This is a genomic window from Amycolatopsis sp. NBRC 101858 (genome assembly GCF_030269325.1).
Taxonomy (GTDB): Bacteria; Actinomycetota; Actinomycetes; order Mycobacteriales; family Pseudonocardiaceae; genus Amycolatopsis; species Amycolatopsis ponsaeliensis.
In genome coordinates, this window is sequence record NZ_BSTD01000002.1 from 1,382,623 (window position 1) to 1,401,276 (window position 18,654).

General features: G+C 74.1%; 17 protein-coding genes. 8 read left to right on the top strand and 9 right to left on the bottom strand.

The genetic code is table 11. From position 1 onward, the window contains the following. Positions 1–11: 11 nt before the first annotated feature. The 3 genes from QSK39_RS19465 (at position 12) to QSK39_RS19475 (ending at position 2,926) form a co-directional block, all read left to right on the top strand. Positions 12–1,217: a glycosyltransferase gene (locus QSK39_RS19465; protein ID WP_285479170.1), complete on the top strand. Its 1,206-nt coding sequence runs from the start codon at positions 12–14 to the stop codon at positions 1,215–1,217. Between the two features lie 117 nt (positions 1,218–1,334). Beyond that, the gene (locus tag QSK39_RS19470; protein ID WP_285479171.1) at positions 1,335–1,709 is read left to right on the top strand and encodes a YciI family protein; all 375 of its coding nucleotides are present in this window, start codon (positions 1,335–1,337) and stop codon (positions 1,707–1,709) included. Then, on the top strand, positions 1,709–2,926 hold the full coding sequence (locus tag QSK39_RS19475) for an RNA polymerase sigma factor (RefSeq protein ID WP_285479172.1): 1,218 nt from the start codon (positions 1,709–1,711) through the stop codon (positions 2,924–2,926). Before QSK39_RS19470 ends, QSK39_RS19475 begins: the two co-directional genes overlap by 1 nt. 131 nt (positions 2,927–3,057) lie before the next feature. On the opposite strand, the gene QSK39_RS19480 is transcribed toward QSK39_RS19475, so the two are convergent. The 6 genes from QSK39_RS19480 to QSK39_RS19505 all read right to left on the bottom strand — a co-directional run bounded on the left by QSK39_RS19480 (position 3,058) and on the right by QSK39_RS19505 (position 8,774). Continuing rightward, positions 3,058–4,047 carry an NAD-dependent epimerase/dehydratase family protein gene (locus QSK39_RS19480; protein WP_285479173.1) on the bottom strand — a complete coding sequence of 330 codons (990 nt, stop codon included), beginning with the start codon at positions 4,045–4,047 and terminating at the stop codon, positions 3,058–3,060. Positions 4,048–4,066: 19 nt separating this feature from the next. Further along, positions 4,067–4,516: a MerR family transcriptional regulator gene (locus QSK39_RS19485; RefSeq protein ID WP_285479174.1), complete on the bottom strand. Its 450-nt coding sequence runs from the start codon at positions 4,514–4,516 to the stop codon at positions 4,067–4,069. Positions 4,517–4,583: 67 nt separating this feature from the next. Then, positions 4,584–5,579, bottom strand: coding sequence for an ArsR/SmtB family transcription factor (locus QSK39_RS19490; RefSeq protein ID WP_285479175.1), 996 nt, complete (start codon positions 5,577–5,579; stop codon positions 4,584–4,586). An 82-nt stretch (positions 5,580–5,661) separates the two neighbouring features. Further along, positions 5,662–6,672, bottom strand: a complete 1,011-nt coding sequence (locus QSK39_RS19495; protein WP_285479176.1) for a hypothetical protein — start codon at positions 6,670–6,672, stop codon at positions 5,662–5,664. A 96-nt stretch (positions 6,673–6,768) separates the two neighbouring features. Beyond that, positions 6,769–7,623 (bottom strand): HTD2 family dehydratase, encoded by an 855-nt coding sequence (locus QSK39_RS19500; RefSeq protein ID WP_285479177.1) that lies wholly within the window; start codon positions 7,621–7,623, stop codon positions 6,769–6,771. Beyond that, a complete protein-coding gene (locus QSK39_RS19505; protein WP_285479178.1) occupies positions 7,620–8,774 on the bottom strand; it encodes an acyl-CoA dehydrogenase family protein in 1,155 nt (384 codons plus the stop codon). The genes QSK39_RS19500 and QSK39_RS19505 overlap by 4 nt, the downstream gene beginning before the upstream one ends. A 140-nt stretch (positions 8,775–8,914) precedes the next feature. Here QSK39_RS19505 and QSK39_RS19510 point away from each other — a divergent pair, with 140 nt between their 5' ends. Then, the gene (locus tag QSK39_RS19510; protein WP_285479179.1) at positions 8,915–10,855 is read left to right on the top strand and encodes an NPCBM/NEW2 domain-containing protein; all 1,941 of its coding nucleotides are present in this window, start codon (positions 8,915–8,917) and stop codon (positions 10,853–10,855) included. A 41-nt stretch (positions 10,856–10,896) separates the two neighbouring features. Here the strand turns inward: QSK39_RS19510 and QSK39_RS19515 are convergent, their stop codons facing one another. Continuing rightward, a complete protein-coding gene (locus QSK39_RS19515; RefSeq protein WP_285479180.1) occupies positions 10,897–11,670 on the bottom strand; it encodes a maleylpyruvate isomerase family mycothiol-dependent enzyme in 774 nt (257 codons plus the stop codon). Between the two features lie 88 nt (positions 11,671–11,758). Between QSK39_RS19515 and QSK39_RS19520 the strand changes: the two genes are divergently transcribed. The 4 genes from QSK39_RS19520 (at position 11,759) to QSK39_RS53285 (ending at position 15,292) form a co-directional block, all read left to right on the top strand. Beyond that, positions 11,759–12,199: a hypothetical protein gene (locus QSK39_RS19520; protein ID WP_285479181.1), complete on the top strand. Its 441-nt coding sequence runs from the start codon at positions 11,759–11,761 to the stop codon at positions 12,197–12,199. Between the two features lie 86 nt (positions 12,200–12,285). Next, complete coding sequence (locus tag QSK39_RS19525) at positions 12,286–13,863, top strand: long-chain-fatty-acid--CoA ligase (protein WP_285479182.1); 1,578 nt, start codon at positions 12,286–12,288, stop codon at positions 13,861–13,863. Between the two features lie 106 nt (positions 13,864–13,969). Further along, entirely contained in the window at positions 13,970–14,179 is a 210-nt protein-coding gene (locus QSK39_RS19530; RefSeq protein ID WP_285479183.1) for a hypothetical protein, read from the top strand. Between the two features lie 36 nt (positions 14,180–14,215). After that, positions 14,216–15,292, top strand: coding sequence for a glycoside hydrolase family 6 protein (locus QSK39_RS53285; RefSeq protein ID WP_502873290.1), 1,077 nt, complete (start codon positions 14,216–14,218; stop codon positions 15,290–15,292). A 46-nt stretch (positions 15,293–15,338) separates the two neighbouring features. Here QSK39_RS53285 and QSK39_RS19545 read toward each other — a convergent pair whose 3' ends face one another. Beyond that, a complete protein-coding gene (locus QSK39_RS19545) occupies positions 15,339–16,169 on the bottom strand; it encodes a hypothetical protein (protein WP_285479184.1) in 831 nt (276 codons plus the stop codon). 78 nt (positions 16,170–16,247) lie between these two features. Continuing rightward, positions 16,248–18,563, bottom strand: a complete 2,316-nt coding sequence (locus QSK39_RS19550) for a serine/threonine-protein kinase (RefSeq protein ID WP_285479185.1) — start codon at positions 18,561–18,563, stop codon at positions 16,248–16,250. Between the last annotated feature and the right edge of the window lie 91 nt (positions 18,564–18,654).

Consider the following 18,654-nt stretch of genomic DNA (forward strand, 5'->3'; position numbering starts at 1 on the left):
GACTGCCCGGAATGCGAGTGCTGCTCTCCACGTACGGGACCCGCGGCGACTTCGACCCGCTGGTGGCCCTCGCGGTCCAGCTGCAGGCGCTCGGAGCGGACGTGCGGATGTGCGCCCCGCCGGACGAAGAGTTCGCGCACCGGCTGGCCGGCCTCGGGATCGACGCCGTGCCGATCGGGCCGCCCGTCCGGGCGCTGATGCGCGCGACGGCACCCCCGTCGCCGGCGGAACTGTCCCGGTACCGGGCCGAGCTGGTCGAAAAGCAGTTCGACGTTTTCCCTTCGGCCGTCAGTGGATGCGACGCACTGGTGGCCGCCGGCCTGGCGCAGGTCGCCGCGCGGTCCGTGGCCGAAGCCGCGGGCATCCCCTACGTCTACGTGACCTATGCGGCGGTCAACCTGCCGTCGCCGCACCACGCCCCGCCGCCGCGGCCGGGCTGGCCCGAGCCGGAAGGCGCGGACAACGCGACGCGGTGGCAGCTGGACGCCGACCGGGTCGACGCGCAGTTCCGCGCGCCGCTCAACGGCCACCGGGCCGCCCTCGGCCTGCCCCCGGTGGACGACGTGCGCGGCCACATCTACTCCGCCCGGCCGTGGCTGGCGGCCGACCCGGTGCTGGGACCGTGGCCGGCGAGCCCGGGCGCCGAAGTGGTCCAGACCGGTCAGTGGACGCAGGCCGACGAGCGGCCGCTGCCCGCCGACCTCGTGGCGTTCCTGGAGGCGGGCGCGCCGCCGGTCTACGTGGGCTTCGGCAGCATCAGCCCGGCGCCGGACATCGCCCGCTGGGCCGTCGAGGTGAGCCGTGCCCGGGGGTACCGCGTCCTCGTCTCCCGCGGGTGGGCGGACCTGGACCTGGTCGACGGCCAGGACGACTGCTTCGCCATCGGCGAGGTCAACCACCAGCGCCTGTTCGGCGAGCTGGCCGCGGTGGTCCACCACGGCGGCGCGGGCACGACGCAGGTGGCCGCCCGCGCCGGCGTCCCGCAGGTGGTGGTCCCCATCCGGCTGGCGGACAACCCGTACTGGGCCGGGCGGGTCGCGGCCCGGCAGGTCGGCGCGGCCCTCGACGGCCCGACGGCGACCCTCGAGTCGCTGGGCGCGGCGTTCGACGCCGCCCTGGCTCCCGAAACCCGGGCGCGAGCGGCGGCGCTGGGCGCCGAGATCCGCACCGACGGGGCGGCGGTGGCCGCGCGCCTGCTGCTCGACTCGGTGCGGTGAGCCGGCCGTCGGACACCCCGGCGAAAATATTCTCGGGGCCGTGTTGATCCGCGGGCCGCTCGTTCGACAAGAGGGGGCGAGGGCCGAGAGGCGGCCCCGCGGACCGAGGAGCACACGATGTCGAAGTACATGCTGATCATGCGGGGCACCGACGAGTCGAACGCGGCCATGCTGGCCGACATCGAGGCGTCGATGGCCTCGACCCGCCAGTACATCGAAGACATGCTCAAGGCCGGCGTCCTCCTCGCGGCCGAAGGGCTGGACGAGCCGCGCAACGGCGTCGTGGTCGACTTCGGTGCCGAAGCCCCGGTGGTCACCGACGGGCCGTACGGGGAGACCAAGGAGCTGTTCGGGGGCTACTTCCTGCTCGACGTCGCCTCGAAGGAGGAAGCGGTCGAGTGGGCCAAGCGGATGCCGGCGACCCGCGGGTCCAAGATCGAGGTCCGCCGGGTGGCCGGCGAAGACGAGGTCCCGGCCGCGGACGGGAACTGATGCACGCGGCCGACGTCGAGGCCGTCTGGCGGATCGAGTCGGCGCGGATCGTCGCCGCGCTGACCCGGTTCACCGGCGACTTCGGGCTGGCCGAGGACGCGGCGCAGGAGGCGGTGGCCGAGGCGCTGGTGTCGTGGCCGCTCGACCCGCCGGCCAACCCGGCCGGCTGGCTGCGGGCCACGGCCCGGCGGCGCGCGATCGACGCGATCCGCCGCCGGACCGCCCTCCGCGACCGCTACGCCCTGCTGGCCGCCGACGGCGAACCCGATCCCGGGGACGTCGATCCCGACCGGATCGACGACGACGTCCTGGCGCTGATGTTCGTCAGCTGCCACCCGGTGCTCTCCCGCGAGTCGCGGGTGGCGCTGACCCTGCGCGTGGTCGGCGGCCTGACCAGCGAGGAGATCGCCCGCGCGTTCCTCGTGCCGGTGCCGACCGTGCAGGCCCGCATCACCCGGGGCAAGAAGACGATCGCGGCGGCCGGCGTGCCGTTCGAGCTGCCGGCGGCCGGCGAACGGCGGGAGCGGCTGGGCGGGGTGCTCAGCGTCCTCTACGTGATCTTCACCGAGGGGTCGACGGCGACGTCGGGCGAGCAGCTGCTGCGCCCCGACGTCGCGTACGAGGCGATCCGGCTGGCCCGCACGCTGGCCGCGCTGCAGCCGGACGAGCCGGAGGTGCACGGCCTGCTCGCGTTGTGCGAGCTGACCGCCGCGCGCTTCCCGGCCCGCACCGGCCCGGACGGCGCGCCGATCCTGCTCGAGGACCAGGACCGGCGCCGGTGGGACTTCTCGGCGATCCACCGCGGTCTGGCGGCGCTGGCCAAGGCATCGGCTCGCGGCCTCGGCCCGTACGGTCTCCAGGCGGCGATCGCGGCCACCCACGCGGCGGCGCCGTCGGTCGCGGAGACGGACTGGGACCGGATCGTGGTGCTCTACGAGGCACTGGGCCGGGTCGCGCCTTCGCCGGTGGTCGAGCTCAACCGGGCGGTCGCGGTGGGGATGGTTTCGGGGCCGGCGGACGGTTTGGCGATCGTGGACGAGCTGGTCGCCGCGGACCGGCTCCCGGGTTCCCACCTGGTCCCGACGGTCCGAGGGGAGCTGCTGACCCGCCTCGGCCGGTACCCGGAGGCGCGGGCGGAGCTGGAGCTGGCGGCCCGGCTGTGCACCAACGAGCGCGAACGCTCGGTACTGCTGCACAAGGCGGCGGGGCTGGGCTGACGCTGTCCGAAGTGGACGGTTTGACCGCCTCGCGCGGCCGGCCCGGCGGCGGCCGCACCGAGCAGCGCCGAAACCCGTTACCGTCCGACACAGTCCTAAGTGGACAGTGTTGCTGGCCGGATCGGCCGGCGTCACCGGGTCCGGGCGGCCAGCAGGCTGCGGGCGGTGTCGGCCACCGTTTCCGCCACCGGGCGGGACCGCCAGCCGAGCACGGTCCTCGCCTTGTCCGTGCGGATCACCGGGACCCGGCCCAAACGACCGGCCGCTTCCCGCATGGCCGGGTCGGTCTCGGCGGCCGCCCGCACCTCCTCGGCGGTCAGCTCGCGCGTCGGCAGGGCATCGCCGCCGACGGTTTCGGCCAGGATCCGCGCCAGCTCCAGGAAGCTGATCGCCTTCCCGCTCGCGGCCAGGAACCGCTCCCCCGCCGCCCGCGGGTGGGTCATCGCCCGCACGTGCAGGTCGGCCACGTCCCGGACGTCGGCCACGCCGAAGGACAACGGTGGCACCACCGGCATCTCCCCGTCGAGCATCGCCCGGACCAGCGCGACCGACGACGACGGGCGCCCGCCGAGGACCGGCCCGAAGATGCCCGCCGGGTTGATCACCGCCAGCTCCGGGCCGCCCGCCGACCGGACATGCTCCCACGCGGCCCGTTCGGCGATGACCTTCGAACGGACGTACGCGCTGTTGGGGTCGGCCGGATCCGTCCAGTCGGCTTCGGTGTACTCCGCCCGCGGCGTCGCGCTGTAGCCGACCGCGGCGAACGACGACGTCAGCACGACCCGCCGGACCCCGGCTTCCCGGGCCGCGGCCAGGACCCGGACGGCGCCGTCGCGGGCCGGGCGGATCACCTCGTCGTCGTTCTCGGGCGAGGAGGGCGGGAACGGGGAGGCGACGTGGAGCACGTAGTCCACGCCCTCGGTGGCCCCGGCCCAGCCGTCGTCGGCGCCGAGGTCCGCGGCCACCACCTCCAGATCGCCGTGCACGGCCTTGATTTCGGCCGCCCGGCCGAGATCGCGGACGGTGGTGCGGACGCGGTGGCCGTCGGCCAGCAACCGCGCGATCGCGTGGCCGCCCAGGTGCCCGGTGCCGCCGGTGACCAGGACGAGGGTGTCGGTCATTTCAGTCCTTTGTGGAGTGTCAGAATCGGTCGATCAGGGCCAGCAGCCGCGGGACGAGCCGCTGCGCCGCATCGGAGTCACCCCGGTCGCGGGCGTCCCAGAGCCGCGCTTTCAGCCGCAGGTACTCCAGCCGCACCCGCAGCCGCTCGATCTCGGCTTCGAGCCGGTCGGCGTGGTGGTCGAACAGCTCACGCTGCTCGGCGGCCGCGGCGTCCCCGCGGGCCAGCAGGCCGAGGTAGCGCCGCAGGTCCTCGACGCGCAGCCCGGCCGAGCGCAGGCACCCGAGCGCATCGAGGACGTCCATGGTCTCGGCGTCGTACCGGCGGTGCCCGCTGCTCGGGTCCCGCGGTACCGGGCCGACCAGCCCGATCTGCTCGTAGTAGCGCAACGTCGGCTCACTGAGCCCGCTGCGCCGCGACGCCTCGAGGATCGTCAGCCACACCCGCTCGCCCGCAACTCCTGCCGCCATGGGACCAGCATGCAGAACTTCAAGCACTTGAAGTCAAGGCGACCGCGAGGAAACCCCCGGAAGCGTGCTACCCGTCCCCGGAGGTGAGCACCGCCAGCCCGAGCGAGGTGATGAGGTGCGTCGCGAGGTTCTCGTGCCGGTCGGTCGTGATGAGGCCCGCGTCGCGCAGGACGCCCGTGTGGTGGCTGACCGTCGCCGGGGCGACCCCCGCCTGCCGCGCCAGGCGGGTGGTGGTCGCGCCGGTGACGGCCGAACGCAGGATCGTGGCCCGGGTGGGGCCCAGCAGCGCGCTCACGTGGTCGCCCGCACCGCGGCGGCCGGCGAGCAGCCGGGCGCGGGCTTCGATCGGGAACACCAGGACCGGGCGCAGCCGAGGGTCGGCCAGTGCCACCGGGTGGTAGACGCCGAAGTAGCTGGGGACGAGCACCAGGCCCCGGCCGTCGAGGCGCAGGTCGCGATCGACCGGGTAGTCGACGGCGAGCACCGGCGGCCGCCAGCTCGTGGCCGGGCCGAGCCAGCGCAGCAGGCCTTCGGGACCGTCCCGCAGGTACCGCTGGATGCCGCCGGCGCACGCGATGCGCAGGCCGTCGCCGATCACCGGGAGGTCCGGTTCGAGCGCGGCCTCGAAGTACACGCGCAACGCCCCGTGCAGGTGCCGCACCGCGGCGGTCTTCCCGCGGGCGAGCTCGTCCAGCCACCGCGCGGCCGGCGCCCGGGGCGGCCGGAGCCGGCCGACCTCCTCGCGCATCCGCCGCGGCGAGGCCGACACGACCGCGTCGGCCCCCTCGCCGATGTCGCGCACGTCGTCGGCGGGCGTGAGGAAATCCGGGAAGTAGGCCGCGTGCGGCGCGACCGTCGTCACGGTGTGCACCGCGAGCCGGACCGCCCCCGCCGCGCACGCGCGCTCCCGCACCCGGCGGCGCCAGCGCTTCAGCGGCAACCCGCCGCCGCCGTGCTGCAGGACCTGGGCGCTGCCGACGACCTCCCACAGCAGATCGATCTCCGGCTTCAGCCGCGTCCGCGCGAGGTCGGCATCGGTGAAGTGGATCCGCAGCTGTGGCACGTCGTCCCCCCGGACTCCTCAGTGACCACCTGCGGTCCAGGTGTTCGCGACCCGGCGGCCAAGTACGGGCGGGGCCCGGAGGTCAGCCGATCGGACCAGCGCTCACCGCCCCGGCGGCCAAGCCGTGACGTGGATGGTGAGCGGGTCCACGACGACCTGCCAGGTCCGCGCTGCGCCGGCCCCCGTCCGGACCAGGTCCGGGATGCGCTCGAAGGGCAGGGCGCGCAGGTCGAACCGCGGGACGGTCGCGGCGGTGGGCGCGAACACCACCGACAGCCGCCGCTCCTGGACGACCGCGGTGAGCACCTGGGAAACGTCCGCGGCCCGCGCCAGGGAGTCGACGGCCCGGCGCAGCTCCCCCCGCGTCCAGCAGGGTCCGGTCCGGCCCCACGGTCACCGTGGCCGACCCCGAGGAGGACGTGACCGAGGTGGCCGGCGGCTCGGGCGGCCGCTCCGTGGTCTCCGGGCCGAACAGCTCGGCGCGGAACAGCACCAGGACGACCGCCGCGGCGAGCAGCAGCCCCGTCGAGGTGGCCGCTCCGGACGCGCAGCCCTCCGGCGGCGTGCGCAGCAAAGCGGACTCGGGAGCGGATGCGAGGGCGGCACCCGCCCTCCGGCGCGCCCACTCCGGGGCCGGGCGCGGCACGATCCGGGCCTGCCACGGCCGGTCCGGCGGATACTCGACCACGACGACGTCGCCCCGCCGGAAGCCCGGGAGGTCGACCAGGTTGACGTGGTGGGTCACCTCGACCCGGTACGACGGCGCGTCGTCCGGCGCGACCGTGAGCACGAGGTCGACCGGCACGTCGCCGGTTTCGGTGCCGCCGGCGCGCAGGCTCTCGACCTTCGCGAGCGCCACGCGGGGAACGACCGCCGCCTCTCGCGCCCGCCGCGGTGCGCCGGCGGCGAAGAGGAGCACGCCGTAGCCGAGCGGAAGCCCCAGCGCGAACAGGATCAAGGGCACCCGCTCGAGGATGGTGCCGACGACGAAGGCGCTCAGCGTCCCTCCGGCGACGCCGCCGGTCAGGAACCCGCGGGCGAGGGCGACCGCGCCCCGGTGGGCCGGCGCGGCGGTGTCGGGCACGGTGGGCATGGCGGCGCTCCGGATTCTCGAAGGTCTCCGGCGGGCTCGTCCGCGGGAGTACCCCCAGGCTGGTCCGGGCCGGGCGCTACCGAACCCGGGTTCGCGTCACCGGGCGAAGGTCGCGCGGCCGGTGATCGCCGTGGCGCCGCCTTCGGCCATGCCGGACAGCGCGAGCCCGTCACCGTCCCGGCGGCCGTGGGTCAGGACGGTCGCGCCGGAGAACACCGGGCTGGACAACCGGTACCCGAACGACGCCACCGGCCGGTCCGCGTGCCGGCGCGGGATCTCCAGCAGCAGCAACGCGAGCAGCGGCCCGTGCACCACGAGACCGGGATAGCCCTCGACCTCGGTCGCGTACGGCCGGTCGTAGTGGATGCGGTGGGTGTTGTAGGTCAGCGCGCTGAACCGGAACAGCTGCCGCGGCCCGGTCGGCGTGCCGATCTTCCAGTCGTGCGGCGGTTCGCCGACGGGGTCGGGCGTGGCCGGCGGCCGGTGTTGGCCGGCGGGCTGAGAGCGGTAGACGACGTCCTGGTGCTCGGTCAGCAGCAGCTCGGCACCGCGCCGGTACTCGTGCCGGACGGTCACGAACGCCATCTGCCCGCTCCGGCCCTCCTTCACCGCGACCTCGGCCAGTGCGCTGCGGCGGTCGATCCGGTCACCGAGCAGGATCGGCGCACGCACCTCCAGCCGGCCACCCGCGATCATCCGGCGGCGGTCCGGGATCGGCGGCAGGAACCGGCCCCGGGCCGGGTGGCCGTCCTCGCCGAGCGCGGCCTGCGGGACCGGCTCCAGGAAGTGGAACCAGTGCCACAGCAGCGGAAGTGGCTCACCGAGCCGGGCGGCGGGCCCGGGGAGGTCGAGCAGCCCGGAGAACGCCTCCGTCGGCCAGGGACCGATCACCTCGGACGTCTCGGCCGCTTCGGGCCGCCACCCGGCGACGGCGTCGCGCAGGTCGGTCACCGCAGGCCGCCGCGGGCGACGAGCTGGCCGACGATGACGTTCTGCTGGATCTCGTTGGTCCCCTCGCCGACGATCATCAGCGGCGCGTCGCGGAAGTACCGCTCGACGTCGAACTCGGTCGAGTAGCCGTACCCGCCGTGGACGCGGATCGCGTCGAGCGCGACCTCCATCGCGGTCTCCGAGCAGAACAGCTTCGCCATCCCCGCTTCGAGATCGGCCCGCTCCCCCGCGTCGTACTGCCGCGCGGCGTGCAGCAGCAGCTGGCGGGCGGCGGTCAGCTTGGTCGCCATCGTGGCCAGGTGGTTGCCGACGGACTGGTGCTTCCAGATCGGCTTCCCGAACGACTCCCGTTCCTGCGCGTACCGCAGAGCGTCGTCGAACGCGGCCCGCGCGACGCCGGTCGCGCGGGCGGCGACCTGGATGCGGCCGACCTCGAGACCCCGCATCATCTGCGCGAAGCCCTCCCCCTCGGCCGCCCCGAGCAGCGCGTCCGCCGGTACCCGGCAGCCGTCGAACGTGAGCTCGCAGCTTTCGACCCCCTTGTAACCCAGCTTCGGCAGGTCCTTGGAGACGGTGAACCCCGGCACCTTCTCGACCAGCAGGATGCTGATGCCCCGGTGCGCGGGCTCCGCCCGGGGGTCGGTCTTGCACAGCAGCGCGACCAGACCGGACCGGCGGGCGTTGCTGATCCAGGTCTTGGTGCCGTCGACGACGTACTCGCCGCCGTCCTTCCGCGCCGTCGTGCGCAGGGCCTGCAGGTCCGAACCACCGCCGGGCTCGGTCAGCGCCATCGTGGCGCGCAGCTCGCCGGTGGCCATCCGCGGGAGGTAACGCCGCTTCTGCTCCTCGGTGCCGAAGGTGAGGATCAGCTTCGCCACGACCGTGTGGCCGCCCATGGCGCCGGCGAGGCTCATCCAGCCGCGAGCCAGCTCCTCGGTGACCAGCGCGTAGCACCGGGTGGAGACCTCGAGGCCGCCGTAGGGCTCGGGGATGGCGAGCCCGTAGACGCCGAGCCGCTTCATCTGCTCGATCAGCTCGCCGGGGTAGGTGTCGGCGTGCTCGAGCTCGCGCACGACCGGCCGGACCTCGCGGTCGACGAACTCGCGGACCGTGTCCACAATGGCCTGCTCGACGTCATCCAGCTCGTCCATGGGCCTTCTCCTCGGGCGGGGGTGATCCGGTCTGCCCCCTACCTTGTCACCGAGTGGCCGGAGGACCAGCCGCAGGGCGATTGACCCTGCCGCACGGAAACGCGATCCTGGGAGTCTTGCCCGTTCCTGGAGGGGGAACAATGCGACGACTTTCCGTGCTGCTCTGCGCGCTTTTCCTGACGGTCACCGCCGTTCCGGCGTCGGCCGATACGCCACCCGAACCGGTTCCGGGCGACAGACCGCCGCTGGGGATCACCTGGGCCACCGGGGATCCCTACTGCGTCCACCAGTTCGGCGAAGACGTCGTGAAAGCCGCCGCCGACCAGCTGGTCGCTTCGGGGCTGCGGGACGCCGGATACGAGTACGTCATGCTCGGCGACTGCTGGCAGGCCGCGCAGCGCGCCGCCGACGGCAAGCTCACCGCCCGCGCGAGTTTCCCCTCCGGCATCCCGGCGCTGGTGGAGTACGTGCACTCGCGCGGGCTCAAGATCGGTTTCACCAGCGGCACCGGCGCGAAGACCTGCAGCGGCCAGGCGGCGGGCTCGCTCGACCACGAGAGCCTCGACGCGCAGACCTTCGCCGGCTGGGGCGCGGACTACCTGCGCTACGACACCTGTTACAGCGTCAACGGCGACGCACCCGCCCGGGTCAAGAAGATGGCCGACGCGATCAAGCTCACCGGCCGGCCGATCACCCTCGAGGTCGACGACTACGACCGCGACCAGAGCCCGTGGCTGTGGGCCCGCGCGGCCGGCGCACAGGTCTGGCGCACCTACAAGAACGCGACCTTCAACTTCGGCTACTCGATGGGTAGTCTCGACAAGCAATACGGCCTGGACGGCTATCCCGGCCCGGGTGGCTGGAACAACCCCGGCTCGTTCACCTTCAGCTACCTCGACCCCGCGGAGCGCCAGGCCAAGCTCGGGCTGTGGGCGGTGCTCAACGCGCCGCTCGTGACCGACATGGCGCTCGCCGCCGACGTCACGCTCCCGGCCGCCGAGCTGGGCAACCCCGACATCATCGCCGTCGACCAGGACTGGGCGGGGGTCGGCGGGCACAAGGTCCGCGACACCGGCTGGACCGAGGTCTGGACGAAACCGATGTCGGACGGCTCGGCCGTCCTCGTGCTGTTCAACCGCGGAGAGCTGGCCTCGCCGATCACCACCTCCGTGGCCGACGCCGGGCTCCCCGCCGCGTCCGGATATCGCGTGCGCGACCTGTGGACCGGCGACGAGACCGAGACGACCGGCGCGCTCGGCGGGACGGTCGGGCGGCACGCGGCCACCGTGCTGCGCGTGTGGCCGGCGAACGTGCCCGCCGCGCCGCGGACGTCGCTGACCGTCGAGCTGCCCGACTCGGTGCCGCCGTCCCAGCCGGTCACCGCGACGGTCCGGTTCACCAACGCCGGCTCGACCCCGGTCACGGGTGCGCACCTGCAGCTGACCGCGCCCGCGCAGTGGCAGTTCGACAGCCCCGCCCAGGCGGACACCGCGACCGTCGCACCCGGGGCCACGTGGGAGACGGCGGTGACGCTGCACCCGTCGGCGACCGCCACCCAGGCGTTCAAGATGCCGGCCACGGTGACGTACACGACCGTGCAGGGCACGCGGACGGCGACCGCGTCGGCCGAGGCGCCGCTGATGCTCGCGCCGAACCCGCCCGCCACCAACGGGTTGCTCAACACCCAGCCGTGGATCTCCAGCGAGAACGGCCTCGGGCCGGTCGAGCGGGACAGCACCGACAACGGCCACCCGCTCACGGTCAACGGCAAGACCGACGCGCGCGGCGGGCTGGGCGCGCACGCCCCGTCGGTCGTGCGGTACTACCTCGGCGGCAAGTGCAAGCAGTTCACCGCGACCGTGGGCGTCGACGACCGCGGGCCGGCCGGGACGCTCGGCTTCCGGGTGCTCGGCGACGGCGTGGAGCTGGAGGCCACCGGGGATATGCGGCACGGTGACGCCGCGCAGCACCTCGTGGTGCCGGTGACGGGGGTGCAGGTGCTCGCGCTCGCCGTGGACGACGCGGGCGACGGCTCCGCCGGGGACTGGGGAGACTGGCTGTCGCCGTACCTCAGCTGCTGAAGAGGGGGTGCCGCCGGTCCCGGCCGGCGGCACCCGTGCCCTCAGAAGCCGGGGAACACGCGGCGCAGGTCGTCGAGCGTGACGCCGCCCTCGATCGTGACGCCCTTGTCGTACGGCGCCTTCAGCCGGCCGCTGACCAGCCGGATGAACGCCTCCGCCGGCCCGTCGAACGTCGCCGTGGGCGCCTCGAGGTCGTCCACCACCGTGACCGCGTCGTCGATCACCAGCGCGGCTCCGGGGAACGCGACGGACACCGGGTCGGCGAGCTCGGCCGGCTTCGCGAGGAAGCCCAGCATGAACCCCAGCGGCCCGGTCAGGAGGTCGACGAGCACCTCGGCCGACCCGGCGGCCACCCCGGCGTCCGGGTCGAAGGCCACCCGCACGTCCCACGAGTGGTTGGCGACCTCGCTGAGCCGCATGCCCAGTGCGGTCGCCAGCGGGACCGGCTCCGGCAGGAACCCGAGGTCGACGGTCAGCGACGAGCGCTGCTCCGGCGTGAGCGCCTCGACCAGGTCGAGCCAGCGGCCGTTGTGCTCCAGGAAGCCCTCGGCCTGCGCCCGGGGCGTGGACCCGTCCCAGCGGGCCCAGATCGTCGGGTTGTCCTCGGCCGCCACGGTCTCCCCGGCGGCCCGGGCGATCGGCGCGCGGCCGATCTCGGCGCCGCTGCCGAGGTGGGAAAGGGCCTGGGCGACCGTCCACTCCGAGGCGCCGCTGGTGGCGGCCAGCTGGTCGTCGGTGAGGGTGCGGACGAGGCCGGCGAGCACGTCGTGCTCGGCGCGCAGGGCGGCGATCGTGCGGTCCACGAGTTGACTCATGCCACCCTCAACTCCCGAGGGGACGCGTGTGTTCCGCTGATCACCGTGCGGTGCGCGGGCCGCCGGCCGGGCAGGCTAGTTTGCTCGGATGAGCCTCCTCGATGACGTCGCCGAGCGCGACGGCTGGCGATGCTGGGTGTGCGACGAGCCGGTCGACCCCGGCATGTCGGTGAACGACCCGCGGGGGCCCAGCGTCGACAGCCGGACCGCCGACCGCAAGGCCAAGATCGCCGAGCGGCTCGCGCACCGCGGGTGCAACACCCGCAAAGGCGCGGTCAAGGTGGTCATCGCCTGGCCGGACCGCCTGCACGTCGCCGAACCCGCACCGCTGATCACCGTGGCCGGGCGGCTGGAGCGCAAGGGCGGCCGCGAGCTGGTGGCCCGGTGCCCGACCGAAGCGGACGCCCGGGAGGCGGCCGACTGGCTGGTCGACCGGTTCTCCCGGCTGGTCCCGGGGCTGCCGGTGACCGCCGGTGTCGAGCCGGGCGGCGGCCAGTTCCTCGTCATCCTGGCCACCGGCCGCCGCTGACCCTGCGCGCGGTGGACCCCGCGGCGGGCACCGTGGTAGAAGTAGAACGTGTTCCACTTCTGACCGCCGGTGTTTGGGGTGCACGGATGAGCGTTCCCACGGTGACCGAGCTGCTCCTGGCCCGCGCCGGGGACGAGCGGCCGGGCCTGCGGTTCGAGGACGAGACGTATTCGTGGGCCGAGCACGTCCGGGCGTCGGCCCGCCGCGCGGCCGACCTCCGGGCGACGCTGAATTGGGACGAGCCGCCGCACGTCGGCATTCTCGCCGACAACGTGCCGGCCTTCTCCGTCCTCTTGGGCGCCTGCGCGTTCGCCGGGGCGGTGCTGGTCGGGCTCAACCCCACCCGGCGAGGTGAAGCCCTGGCGCGCGACATCCGGCTCGCCGACTGCCAGTTCGTGCTCGCCGAAGCGAAGTACCAGCCCCTGCTGCACGGACTGGACCTCGGCGGGATTCCCGTGCGGGACCTGGACTCGTGGCCGTCGGCGGACACGTCGCTCGACCCCGTCCCCGCGTCGGCCGACGACCTGCTGATGCTGATCTTCACCTCCGGCACCAGCGGCGACCCGAAGGCCGTGCGCTGCACCCACGGCAAGATCGCGTTCCCCGGCGCGATGCTCGCCCAGCGGTTCGGACTGTCCACATCGGACACGGTGTACGTCACGATGCCGATGTTCCACTCCAACGCCGTCATGGCCGGCTGGGCGGTCGGGCTCGCCGCCGGCGCGGGCATCGCGCTGCGCCGCCGGTTCTCCGCCTCCGGCTTCCTGCCCGACGTCCGGAAGTTCGGCGCGACCTACGCCAACTACGTCGGCAAGCCACTGTCCTACGTGGTCGCCACTCCCCCGCGCCCGGACGACGCGGACAACCCCCTGCGTCTCGTCTACGGCAACGAAGGGGCGAGCGCCGACCTGGCCGCGTTCGAGAAACGCTTCGGCTGCAAGGTCGTCGACGCGTTCGGTTCGACCGAGGGCGGCGTGGGGTTCGCCCGCACCGACGACACGCCACCCGGCTCGCTCGGCAGGCCGGCCGAGGACGTGGCCATCGTGCACCCGCACACCGGCCGGCCGTGCCCGCCGGCGGAGTTCGACCTCGACGGCCGGCTGACCAACGCCGAGGAAGCCGTCGGCGAACTGGTCAACACCACCGGCGCCGGCTGGTTCGCCGGGTACTACCGCGATCCCGCAGCCGACGCGGAGCGGCTGCGCGACGGCCGGTTCCACACCGGCGATCTCGCCTACGCCGACGCCGAGGGGTTCTGCTACTTCGCCGGGCGGCTCGGCGACTGGCTGCGCGTCGACGGGGAGAACCTCGGCACCGCGCCGATCGAGCGCATCCTGCTGCGCCACCCCGCGATCACCGACGCCGCCGTCTACGCGGTGCCGGACCCGGTGACCGGGGACCGGGTGATGGCGGCCGTCGTCACCGGCGGCACGCCCCTGGACCCCGCGGACTTCGCCCGTTTCCTCGCCGAGCAGCCCGACCTCGGGCCCAAGCAGGTGCCGGAGTACGTGCGCACGGTCCGGGAACTGCCGCGGACCTCGACGTTCAAGGTCGTCAAGCGCCGGCTCGCCGCCGAGGGCCCGAACTGCCCCGGGGTGCTCCGGCGGCGCGCGGGGCAGGACATCGCCTACACCATTCCGGCTACGGAGGACACTCCCGTCTGAGGGGTTTTCCGATCTCCCCGCACCGGCTACAGTCACTCGCTGGGAGCGCTCCCAGGCAGGGCGGGCGAGCACGAAGCTCGCCCCGTCGTCCTAGGGAGAGAAGTGCATGCGAAACAGGACACTGGCAGCCGGCCTGATCGCCGTCTGCGCGGCGACCGGCGTCGTCGTCACCACCTGGACCAGCGCGCAGGCCGCCGGCTCGGCGTTCTACGTCGACCCGGGCACCAACGCGGCCAAGTGGGTCGCGGCGAACCCCGGTGACTCGCGGACCGCGGTCATCCGCGACCGCGTCGCCGCCGTGCCGCAAGCGAGGTGATTCACCACCACGAACACCAGCACGGTCCGCGGCGAGGTGGACGCCTACGTCGGGGCCGCGGCCGCCGCGGGGAAGATCCCGATCATGGTGGTCTACGACATCCCCAACCGGGACTGCGGCGGCGCGAGCGGCGGCGGCGCGCCGTCCCACGACGCGTACCGGGCGTGGATCGACCAGGTCGCGGCCGGGGTGGCGGGCCGCCCCGCGGCCATCGTGCTCGAACCCGACGTGCTCGCGCTCATGACGAACTGCCAGAGCGGCGACCAGCAGAACCAGACCACCGCGTCGATCGCCTACGCGGGCAAACGGCTCAAGGCCGCGTCGACCCAGGCGAAGGTCTACTTCGACATCGGGCACTCCGCCTGGCTTTCCGCCGGCGACGCCGCGACCCGCCTGCGGGCCGCGGACATCTCGAACAGCGCCGACGGCATCTCCACCAACGTGTCCAACTACCGCGCCACCGCCGACGAGGTCGCCTACGACAAGTCCGTGCTCGGCCAGCTCGGTGACTCGCGGCTGAAAGCGGTGGTCGACACGAGCCGCAACGGCAACGGCCCGCAGGGCAGCGAATGGTGCGACCCCGGCGGGCGTGCGATCGGCACGCCGAGCACCGACCAGACCGGCGACGACCGGATCGCGGCGTACCTGTGGGTCAAGCCGCCGGGCGAGGCGGACGGCTGCCTCGCCGCGGCCGGCCAGTTCGTGCCCCAGCGGGCCTACGACCTCGCGGTCGCGGCCGGTCCGGTCCCCACGACCACGCCCACGACGCCCACCACGCCGACCACCACGACCACGCCGCCGTCCGGCGGCTGCGCGGTCACGCAGCGGGTGGTCAGCTCCTGGCCGACCGGGTACACCGGCGAGATCGTCATCGAGAACCGCGGCGCGCCCCTCGACCACTGGACGCTCACCTTCTCCGCACCCGGGGTGACCGTCACCCAGGGCTGGAACGGCACCTGGACCGACACCGGTGACGTGGTCGAAGCCGCGAGCACACCGTGGAACGGCACGCTCACCACCGGCGGGACGGTCACCATCGGGTACAACGCGAACTACGGCGGCGGCACCCCGCCGTTCCGGTCCCCGACGCTCAACGGCCGGTCCTGCGCCTGACCGGCGCCGGCGAGGGCCGGCCCGGTGCCGGCCCTCGCTCCCGGGCTCAGGCGGTGGTCGTCCGGTGGGCCGCGTAGTGCGCGGTGCCGATCGCCCCGACCACGGCCAGGACGAACCCGGCGGCCGCGGCGGCGGTGAAGCCGTCCCGGACGCGGTCGTCCAGCACCGCCACGCCGATGAGCGAGGACACCGCCGTGTTGGTGGTGAACATGATGGCGGTGACCGCGGTCGCCCGGCCGCGTTGCAGGGCCATCGCGAACGCGACCGCCGCGACGAGCCCGTTGGCGATCATCGCCCAGAGCGCCGGCTCCAGGGCGAGGCGCCAGACCGGCCCGGACGCGTCGAGGGTCCGCGCCGAGATCCCGACGGCACTGAACCCCAGGCCGGCGCAGAACCCCAGCACGATCGGCGACCAGCGGCCTTTGCTGCGCTGGACGGTGAACGCGATCGCCGCGATCACCGCCGCCACGCCCACCAGCGCCAGCTTCCAGCCGGTCGCCAACGCCCGCGCCGGACCCGGGTCCGCGGACAGGCCGAGCAGGACCAGGCCCGTCGCGCCGACCCCCAGCGCGGCCCACCCGGCGCCGACCAGCCGGACGCCGAGGATCGCGGAGATCGTCGCGGTCACGCCGACGCTGAACGCGAGCACCGACTGGACCAGGAACAGCGGCAGGCGGTGCAGCGCGGCGGCGGCGAAGACGAACCCGAGCAGGTCCACCCCCACCCCGAGGAAGTAGAGCGGCTGCCGGCGCAGCGCGACGAGGTCCTGCGGCGAGCCGCCGAAGGCCCCGGCCCGCCGCACCCCGGCCGACTCCAGGATGGAGCCACTACCCGAGGCGACGGCGGCCAGCACGGCGAGGACGTATCCGAGGATCACGGCCTGAGTCTGTCAGCCCGCCCGTGACCGGCGGCGAACCATCCCCCGACGGCGGTGTGCGTGCCCGCGCCGCCGTGGTCAGTGCGGCCGGGAGAGATCACCGGGGGTGAAGGCCTTGACCGTGTCGGTGACGGGCTTGTCGAGCTCGGTCTTGTGCTCGGCCGGGTAGACCCAGCGCAGCCCGGCCGTCGAACCGGCTCCGAGGGACGCGCGCTCGTAGAAGATCCGCCCGTCGCCCAGGTAGCCGGACACCGCGTAGCCCTCGCTGTCGGCGGTGCGGAAGGTCACCCGGCCGCCGTCCCCCTCCGTCGAGGCGACGAGCTGGGCCAGCTGGTCCGCCGGACGGCGGCCGCCCGCGTTGGTTCCCCACACCGTCAGCGTCGCGCCGAGGTCGTCGCGGGAGAACCGCATCCCCTCGCCGTCCTCCGGGACCCACGAGGACGCCGTGTAGCCCGGCGGCACCTGCGTGGTGAACCCGAAGCGGGAGTTCGTGTAGGTCGTCCCGGCACCCGGCCGGCCCGACGTCGGCGGCGGCGTCGAGGAGGGTGCCGACGACGCGGCCGGCGCCGTCCGGCCCAGCATCGTCCGGAACTTAGGCTGCAGGAGGTCGTCGAGCTCGTCGTACGGCAGCACCACGACCTCCTTCCCCGCCGCCGACGCGCAGCCGAGCTCGTACCAGAGGATTTCGAACTCGGCCCCGGCCGTGGTGAACCCGAACGTCGCGGCCGGCACGTGGTCACCACCACCGGGCCGGTCCGCGGCGTCCATCGTGACCTGCCGCTCCGAGTCCCCGACCACCGTCGGCACGGTGCAGAAACCGCTCCTCGTGTGCGGCGCCAGCCGCTGAGTCAGCGTCCGCATGCCGGCGGCCGTCAGGATCTCGGGGCGGAACACGTCCCGGGGCCCCAGCACCCGCCCGGTGGTGAGGTCGACGGAGAGCGCTTCGGGGAACCGCCACGTGGTGTGCCCCAGCACGTCCGAGTCGAGATCGTGTTCGTAGTGCACGGAAAGCAGGCTCGGCTTCTGCAGCAGGACCCGCGCGGACGAGCGCATCGCGGGGGTTTCGCCCGCCGCCCGGATCTGCTCGAGCGTGCTCGGCACGGCGACCCCGTCCCGCACCGACTTCAGCCGCTTGTCGATCGGCGCCCGCAACGCGTCGTTGACCCGTTGCCGGACCGCGGCGTCCGCACCGCCGGACACCTGCGGGTACTGGAGCTCGTAGCTGACCGGCAGGGCCGGGTCGCGCCCGGACAGGGTCTGCACGGCCACCGACAGCGCCGCCGGCGGCGCGGGCGGGTCCTCTCCGTGCGGGAAGATCGCGAGCCCGCCGGCGACCAGCCCGCCGGCGATCGCGACCGCGGCGGCGATCTTGCCCACCATCGCCGCGGTCACCCCCGTGCCGGTGCCCGCGGCCGTGACGCCGGCCCCGGCGCCGGCCGCCGCGACCGGCGCGGCCGCCGTGCCGGCGGCCGTCAGGAGCGCCAGCGGGGTCAGCGCCGTCAACGCCGCGGCCGAGGTGGCCAGCCGCTTCCAGCCGCGCTTCTCCCAGTGCTTCCCGTAGGCCTCGCGGGCGACGGCTTCCAGCTCGGTCACGAAGGCGTCCGCCGTCGCCGGGCGCCACGCCGGGTCCTTCGCCATGCCCCGCGCGATCAGCGGGCGCAGCGGCTCGGGCACCGCTTCCAGGGGCACCGGCGCGGTCCCGTGCAGGGCGCGCAGCTGCTCGCTCGTGTCCGCCTCGAACGGCCGCTGCCCGGTGACGCACTGGTAGAACACGCACGTGGCCGCGTACACGTCGGTGGCGGGCCGGCCGGGCTGACCGGCCCACTGTTCCGGGGCCATGTAGGCGGGCGAACCGGCGGTCAGCCCGTTGTGTCCGTCCAAAGTGGCCAGTCCGAAGTCGACCAGCTTCGACTCGCCTTCCCGCGACACCAGCACGTTCCCCGGCTTGTAGTCCCGGTGCACCACGCCGGCCGCGTGCGCGTCGGCGAGGCCGAGCAGCGAGCCCTTCAGGATCGCCAGCGCCGCCTCGGGCACCAGGACGTTCTCCGCCGCCAGCAGGGCGCGCAGCGACACGCCGGGCACCGCCTCCATGACGAGCGCGGCACCCTGCGGCGTCTCGACGAAGTCGAAGAGCCGGACGACGTGCGGGCTCCGCACCCCCGACAGCAGCCACGCCTCCTGCCGGAACCCGGCCACGATCCGCGCGTCGGCGAGGAAGTCCGCGCGCAGGTACTTGATCGCCGCCATCTTCCCCGTGGCTTCGTGCTTGGCCAGCACGACCCGCCCGAAACCGCCGGTGCCGAGCACGTCCACTTCGGCGTACCCGGGCACGTTCCAGGTGTCGTTCATCCCCGCCGGTTTCCCCTCACCCGAGCCTTGCTTCGCGGAGGACATCCGACCACGATCCGCCGGGCGCCACCACCCGGAAGTGGCACCCGGTCCGGGACAGTGGCCGGTTCCGGCCATCCCGGAGCCGAGGTCCCGG

Bases quoted from the DNA above. Each gene is read 5' to 3' on its own strand.
- QSK39_RS19465 (WP_285479170.1), top strand. From the start codon at position 12: ATGCGAGTGCTGCTCTCCACGTACGGGACCCGCGGCGACTTCGACCCG.
- QSK39_RS19470 (WP_285479171.1), top strand. From the start codon at position 1,335: ATGTCGAAGTACATGCTGATCATGCGGGGCACCGACGAGTCGAACGCG.
- QSK39_RS19475 (WP_285479172.1), top strand. From the start codon at position 1,709: ATGCACGCGGCCGACGTCGAGGCCGTCTGGCGGATCGAGTCGGCGCGG.
- QSK39_RS19480 (WP_285479173.1), bottom strand. From the start codon at position 4,047: ATGACCGACACCCTCGTCCTGGTCACCGGCGGCACCGGGCACCTGGGC.
- QSK39_RS19485 (WP_285479174.1), bottom strand. From the start codon at position 4,516: ATGGCGGCAGGAGTTGCGGGCGAGCGGGTGTGGCTGACGATCCTCGAG.
- QSK39_RS19495 (WP_285479176.1), bottom strand. From the start codon at position 6,672: ATGCCCACCGTGCCCGACACCGCCGCGCCGGCCCACCGGGGCGCGGTC.
- QSK39_RS19505 (WP_285479178.1), bottom strand. From the start codon at position 8,774: ATGGACGAGCTGGATGACGTCGAGCAGGCCATTGTGGACACGGTCCGC.
- QSK39_RS19510 (WP_285479179.1), top strand. From the start codon at position 8,915: ATGCGACGACTTTCCGTGCTGCTCTGCGCGCTTTTCCTGACGGTCACC.
- QSK39_RS19515 (WP_285479180.1), bottom strand. From the start codon at position 11,670: ATGAGTCAACTCGTGGACCGCACGATCGCCGCCCTGCGCGCCGAGCAC.
- QSK39_RS19520 (WP_285479181.1), top strand. From the start codon at position 11,759: ATGAGCCTCCTCGATGACGTCGCCGAGCGCGACGGCTGGCGATGCTGG.
- QSK39_RS19525 (WP_285479182.1), top strand. From the start codon at position 12,286: ATGAGCGTTCCCACGGTGACCGAGCTGCTCCTGGCCCGCGCCGGGGAC.
- QSK39_RS19530 (WP_285479183.1), top strand. From the start codon at position 13,970: ATGCGAAACAGGACACTGGCAGCCGGCCTGATCGCCGTCTGCGCGGCG.
- QSK39_RS19550 (WP_285479185.1), bottom strand. From the start codon at position 18,563: ATGTCCTCCGCGAAGCAAGGCTCGGGTGAGGGGAAACCGGCGGGGATG.